This window comes from Stenotrophomonas sp. STEN087, assembly GCF_056759115.1.
The window spans coordinates 1-6,684 of sequence record NZ_JBRRCR010000137.1 but is presented as its reverse complement, the minus strand read 5'-3'; the positions used below and the strand labels follow the sequence as shown (position 1 = coordinate 6,684).

At 70.3% G+C, this 6,684-nt stretch carries 4 protein-coding genes; all 4 read right to left on the bottom strand.

Annotated elements, in window-relative coordinates:
- Positions 1-112 precede the first annotated feature (112 nt).
- The gene (locus ACVOK1_RS19885) at positions 113-2,641 is read right to left on the bottom strand and encodes a PepSY domain-containing protein (protein WP_481563035.1); all 2,529 of its coding nucleotides are present in this window, start codon (positions 2,639-2,641) and stop codon (positions 113-115) included.
- 680 nt (positions 2,642-3,321) lie between these two features.
- Entirely contained in the window at positions 3,322-3,879 is a 558-nt protein-coding gene (locus ACVOK1_RS19880) for a TlpA family protein disulfide reductase (protein WP_481563034.1), read from the bottom strand.
- Positions 3,876-6,233, bottom strand: coding sequence for a protein-disulfide reductase DsbD family protein (locus tag ACVOK1_RS19875; RefSeq protein ID WP_481563033.1), 2,358 nt, complete (start codon positions 6,231-6,233; stop codon positions 3,876-3,878). The genes ACVOK1_RS19880 and ACVOK1_RS19875 overlap by 4 nt, the downstream gene beginning before the upstream one ends.
- On the bottom strand, positions 6,230-6,568 hold the full coding sequence (gene cutA / locus ACVOK1_RS19870) for a divalent-cation tolerance protein CutA (RefSeq protein ID WP_079223704.1): 339 nt from the start codon (positions 6,566-6,568) through the stop codon (positions 6,230-6,232). Before cutA ends, ACVOK1_RS19875 begins: the two co-directional genes overlap by 4 nt.
- Between the last annotated feature and the right edge of the window lie 116 nt (positions 6,569-6,684).

Below are 6,684 nucleotides of genomic sequence, written 5' to 3'. Positions count from 1 at the left end.
CCGCCGTGGGGGCGGCGGGGGGGGCCCGGGGGGTGCCGGGGGGGCGCGGGCGGCGGGGGGCTCTAATTTGATTTGCCACGCCGGCCCGGGGCCCGGCACTACCAGAAGCGGATCAATACACGTCGCGACGGTAGCGACCGTTCTCCAGCAGCGTCTCCACTTCGTCATCGCCCAGTGCGGCACGCAGGACCTGGTCAACACCCTCGGCCATGCCCTGCAGCGAACCACATACGTGGATGACCGCGCCGCGCGCCAGCCACGCCTGCAGTTCCGCCGCAGCGGCCTGCAGGCGGTGCTGCACGTAGCCACCACCGTCGGCATCACGCGAGAATGCCAGGTCCACGCGGGCCAGGTGGCCCTCGGCCTGCCACTGCGCGATCTCCTCAGCGAACAACTGGTCGTGCGCGCGCTGGCGTTCGCCGAACAGCAGCCAATGGCTATGCTGGTCGTGCTGCGCGGCTTCGCGCAGCAGGCTGCGCAGGCCGGCGATGCCGGTGCCGTTGCCGACCAGCACCATCGGCGCACCGTCCTGGCGATGGAAGCCCGGGTTGCGGTGAACGCGCGCGGCGATGCGGCTGCCCAGCGGCGCATGCAGCGACAGCCAGCCCGAGCCCAGGCCGGCGCGGCCCGCAGCGTCGTGCACCAGGCGCACCACCAGGTCCACCGCACCATCGGTGGCGCACGAAGCGATGGAGTATTCGCGCCCTGGCAGCTCCGGCAGCCCGGCCAGCCACAGAGCAGCGTCCTGCACCGGCAGCGCGGCCCCTTCGTCGGGCAGCACGCGTTCGCCTGCCAGTTCCAGCAGCGTGCGGGTGGTGCCGTCGAGCAGCAGCGGCTGCAGCGGGTCCAGCCCGTACGCCTGCAGCACCGCTGCGGCGTGCTGCGCGCTGTTGCGCGGTGCGATGTGCAGGATGTCGCCGGCCTGCCAGGTCGTGCCGGCCGGCGGCGCCAGACGGATCTTCCAGATCGCGCCACCCAGGCTGCCCGGGTTCAGTTCTTCGCGTGCGAGCAGCTGCCAGTCGTGCATCTGCGTGGCCGGCGGCAGCACGCTGTCATCGGTGACGATGCCGGTCAGCGCGCCCAGCTCGCGTTGCCACTGGCGCAGTGCCACCACCGACGCGGCGTCCACGTCGATGCGCGGGAACAGGGGCTGCGCACCGTTGCCGGCCAGCCACGTGTCGACCGCGGCGCCGAACGCGCAGTAATGCGGGTACTGCCGATCGCCCAGCGCCAGTACACCGTGGCGCAGGCCCGAAAGATCCACGCGCTGGGACAGCAGCTGGCGTGCGGCACGACGGGCGTTGTCCGGCGGCTCGCCATCGCCGAAGGTGCTGAGCACGAACAGGACCTGCGGGCTGTCCTGCAGCAACGCAGCCGTTACCCGCGCCAGTGGCAGCACCTGTACCGGGTGGCCGGCGGCCTGCAGCTGCGCTGCCGCACGCCAGGCCAGCTGTTCGGCCAGGCCGCTCTGGCTGGCATGGATCACCCGCCACGGCGTGCCTTCGCCGCCGCTTTCCTGCGCCGCAGGCGGGGTCTGCCGCAGCGCACGTGCCGCGCGCTGGCTGCGCCGGCGGTCCAGGTACAGCATCCAGCCGGTGATGAAGAACAGGCACATGGCCAGGCTGCTGAGCATCACCACCACGCGGCCGGGCAGGCCGAAGTAGCTGCCCGAATGCAGCGCGAACACGCTGGTGGCCAGCTTGCCGCCGGTGCCCTGGCGCTCGTAGGGGCGTGCATCGAGCAGCGCGCCGCTGGCCGGGTCCAGCTGCAGCAGGTCATGCGCGCGGTCGTGGTGGCCGCCGCGCAGGGCCGGGTCGCCGGACATCACCCGCACGTTCAGCACCTGGCCCGGTTTTTCCGGCAGGCGCAGGTCGATGTAACCGCTGCGCACGCCCGGCTGCGCATACAGCGTGTCCTCGACATGCTGCAGGTCGAGCACGGCATCGGGCGCGACCTTGTGCTTGGCCGGCGGGGTCACGCCCAGCACCGAATTGGCCGCACTGCGGTACCAGTCGAACGACCACCACAGGCCGGTCAGCGCACTCATCAGGTAGATCAGCAGCACCCAGGTACCGATCACCGAGTGCAGGCTCCACAGGAAGCCGCGGCCGCTGCGCTTCCATTCCACTGCCAGCCAGCTGCGCCAGTGCCACCAGCGGCGCGGCCAGCGCAGGTACAGGCCGGACAGGGCGAAGAACAGCAGGGCGATGGCACAGCTGCCGACCACGACCTTGCCGCGTTCACCGGCCGCGAGGTGCCGGTGCAGGTCTTCGACGAAATCGAAGAACGCCTGGCCACGCAGGTGGCTGAAGCGTTCGCCGTTGTAGGGATTGAAGTAGACCCAGTGGTCCTTGCCGCCGGCGAAGCGCGCCACCGAGGGCCGTTGGCCGGTGGCGTCCACGCGCAGGCGCTGCAGCGGGCGCTCGCTGCCGGCCTGCAGCAGCGGCACCAGTTCGCTCAGTGCCAGCGCCTGCTGGCCATCGGCATGGTGTTCTGCGATGGCGGCGAAGCCAGGGTTGGCGGCACGCAGCAGCTCGTCCTCGAAGGACAGCGTGGCGCCGCTGAGGCCCATGATGGCCAGGATCGTGCCGGCCGTGATGCCCAGCAGCCAGTGCAGTTGGAACAGGACGTTCTTGAACATCGGGGAGAGAGGCCGTCGAGGCTGCCGCCCGCATCCTGCGCAACAGCAAATGAGAATTAATTCCGCAATTCTCCGGGGGCGGACTGGCTGCGGTCAAGGAGGGTTTTGTTGCAGGGCTTGCAGCCCTGCACCCTCGGTGGTGCCGGCCGCTGGCCGGCAACGTCAACGTCAAAAGCCGGCTATCCGTGGGATGGCGGGGTGAGTCCGGTTGAGGGGGACGCTGCAAGTACGTCCATGTAAGCTCGGTCGCCGCATCCATGCGGCTCACGCCCCCTCAACCGGACCCACCCCGCCTTCGACAGTTTTCCGCGATCTGTCGGAACGGCGTTCTGCTCTGGTGGGTGCCGACCGTTGGTCGGCACTGGGTCGGATCCCGTTGCTGCGCAACGGGCTCTGACCCCAATTCGGAAATTCGATATCTGAGAGATTTCATCCACGCATGGCGTGGATCTACTGGCCGGGCTCTGACCCCAGATGAAATTCGATATCCGATAGATGTGCCGACCAACGGTCGGCACCCACCATCAGCAGCAGGTTCCAACAGCCGCGTGAACCTGTCGAAGGCGGGGCACTGTGGGTTTACGGCGTCCCCGCAAACCCACAGTGCCCCGCCATCCCACGGAATGCCGCTCTTGCTTCGGCTTCTGCAGGTGCAGGGCTGCAAGCCCTGCAAAACACCCTCACTCCACCCAGCCTGCAATCTCACCGTGCTCGAACGGTCCCAGCTTCGCCTTCACCATCCGCCCCTGCGCATCGAACAGCACGCTGTACGGCAGCAGCCCCTGCGCATTGCCCAGCTGCACGCTGGCATCGCGCGGGCCCGGGGTGTCGAGCACGATCGGGTAATCCACCGGCACCCGCTGCAGGAAATCCGCCACGCCCTCCGGCGTATCCAGTGCCAGGCCCAGCACCTGCACGCCACGCTCGCCCTGCGCTTCGGCAAAGCGGGCCAGCTCGGGCATCTCCTCGATGCAGGGCCCACACCAGCTGGCCCACACGTTCACCAGCAGCGGCCGGCCGCTGAATCGCTGGCGGATATCCAGCGCTTGCCCGTCCACACCAGGCAGCACCAGCGCCGGCAGGGCATCGCCGGCGCGCAGGACAGGAATCGGGGGTTTCACGTCAGCAGGCGTCGAAGCCGGTGGCGCAGGCGTCGGCGTCAACCGATGCCCCGCCCACAGGCCGAGGCCGGCGGCCAGCACCGCTGTCCACAGCAGTGCGGGCCGCTGCCAGCTCATCGGGCGGTGCGCAGCAGCGCTTCTTCCACCAGGGCCTGGGTCAGCAGGGTCGGCAGCACGGTCGGCGGTGCGCCCGGGCCGTACACCACGTACAGCGGCACGCCCACGGCCTTGTGCTCATCCAGGAACGCGGTGATCTGCGGGTCGACGTTGGTGTAGTCGCCGCGCATGTACACCGCGTTGGTGCGCTTGAGCAGTTCCTTGAACTCCGGGCGCGACAGCACCGCGCGTTCGTTGGCCTTGCAGCTCACGCACCAGTCGGCGGTCATGTTCACGAACACCACGCGGTTGTCCGCGCGCAGCCGGTCCAGCATCTGCGGCGAATAGTCCACCACGTTGTCGCTGGCCGCCTGCGCGGCACGTGCCGGCGGTTGCAGCTGGGTCACGCCCCACACCGGGCCCAGCGCGGCCAAGGCCAGCAGCACGCCCAGCAGGCTGGCGCCGCGCTTGCTGCGCCAGCGGCTGGTTTCGAACAGCCACAGGCCGGCGGTCAGCAGCAGCAGGCCGCCCAGGGCCAGCGCCATCCCGTCCACGCCACGCTGCTTGCCCAGCACCCACAGCAGCCACAGCGCGGCCGCGTACATCGGGAAGGCCAGCACGTGCTTCAGCGTTTCCATCCACGGGCCCGGCTTGGGCAGGCGGCGGGCAAGCGCCGGCACGAAGCCGATCAGCAGGAACGGCAGGGCCAGGCCGAGGCCGAGGAACAGGAACACCAGCATCGCCGCGATCGGCGGGGCCACGAAGGCATAGGCCACGGCCGGGCCGAAGAACGGGCCGACGCAGGCGCTGCCGACCACGCAGGCCAGCACGCCGGTGAAGAAATCACCGGCCGGGCCGCTGCGGCGGGCCAGCGACTGGCCGAAATTGCCGATGCCGCCGCCCATGGTGAACACACCGGACAGGCTCAGGCCGACAGCGAACATGATGTAGGCCAGTGCGGCCACCACGCCCGGGTGCTGCAGCTGGAAGCCGATGCCCACGGCGTTGCCGAGCATGCGCAGGCCAACCATCAGCGCACCGATCACCGCGAATGCCACCAGCACGCCCAGCGTGTACCACAGGGCATGGCTGCGGGCGCGCTCGGCGCTCTCGCCGCTCTGCGCCAGGCTCAGCACCTTCAGCGACAGGATCGGCAGCACGCAGGGCATCAGGTTCAGGACCAGGCCACCGCCCAGCGCCAGCAGCAACACCCACAGCAGCGAGCTGTCGGTCTTGGGCACGCTGCCCGGCGGCTTGGTGCGCTTGGCGTTGTCCTGCTGCGCATCGGCAGCGAATGCATTGCCCCCCGCTGCGCCGTCACCGGCGGCGTCCGCGGCATCGTTGGGCACGGTCGGCAGCAGGCGGCGCGGCGTGCCGTCGGCGTCCTCGCGCGGGGTGTCGCTGGCGGCGGCCGGTGCAGCGGCGGCGGTGTCAGCGGCGGCAGTCAGCTTGCCGGCGGGAATGGACAGCTTCACCCGGCGGGTCATCGGCGGGTAGCAGATGCCATCGGTCTGGCAGCCCTGGAAGGTCACCACCAGGGTGCTGTCCACGGCCTCGGCGCGGGTGCGGCGCAGCGGCAGCGGCACTTCCACCTGGTTGAAGTACACCGAGACATCACCGAAGTGCTCGTCGCGGTGCGCCTGCGCAGCCGGCCAGCGCGGCTTGTCGGCCAGCACGCCGGTGCTGCCTTCCAGCTTCAGCGAGGTGCGGTCGCGGTACAGGTAGTAGCCCGGCGCCGGGGTAAAGCGCAGCAGCAGGGTATTGCCATCGCTGGCGATGGCATCGAAGCCGAACGCCTGTTCCGACGGCAGCGGCAGCGCCTGGGTGTTGCTGGCGCCCGGCAGGCGCAGGCCGCCGTTGCTGCCGGCACCGGCCAGCGGGTTGTTGAAGGGGGTGACGCCGGTGACGCGCGCGGTGGGCACCGCGGCCTTGTCGCCCGCGCCGGGCAGGGTTACCCGCACCACGCGCTTCTGCGGCGGGTAGCACACGCCGGCATCGGCGCAGCCCTGGTAGCGCACTTCCAGGCTGATGGTGCCGGCCGCATCGGTCGGCGTGCCGGGCAGGGTGGCCTGCAGGCGCTCGCGGTAGGTTTCCACCTCGCCGAAGAAATCGTCGTGGTGCTTGTTGCCGGCCGGCATCTGCAGCGCACCGGCATTGAAGGCCGGGTCGGCCTTGACGCTGGTGCGGTGGCGATACAGGTAATAACCGGGGGCGATCTTGAACTGCAGCTGGATCTGGCCACGTTCGGGCGCACTGGCGGTCAGCGCGAACGCCTGGTCGACCGGCAGCAGGTCCTTCTCATCCAGCGCGAAGGCCGGCAGGGCCAGCCACAGCAGGGCGCACAGTGCGGCGCCACGAGCAAACAACTTCATCAATCGGTGTCCTCCCGGGTCTGCGCCCGGATCCAGTCCAGATACGCCGGCAGGCCGGCCCGGGTTTCGACCGCGATGCACTCCGGGAGTTCATACGGATGCAGTTCGACGATGCGGGCGATTGCGTCATCGACGCGACTCGCCGTGGTCTTCACCAGCAACTGCAGTTCGGCGTCGGTGATGACGTCGCCCTGCCAGCGGTAGGTCGACTGCGCTCCTTCCAACCGGGTGACGCACGCAGCCAGGCGCTCGCTGACCAGCGCGTGCGCGATGCGCTCGGCACTGGCCCGGTCCGGGCAGGTGGTCAACAGCAGCAGGACGGGATCGACGGTCGACATGACCGCCGAGTATAGGGCCGCCGGCCGCGGCGGGCCGGCCCCGCGCGGGGGGCGCCCGGGGGGGGGGGGGGGGGGGGGGGCGGGGGGGGGGGGGGGGGGGGGGGGGGGGCGGACCC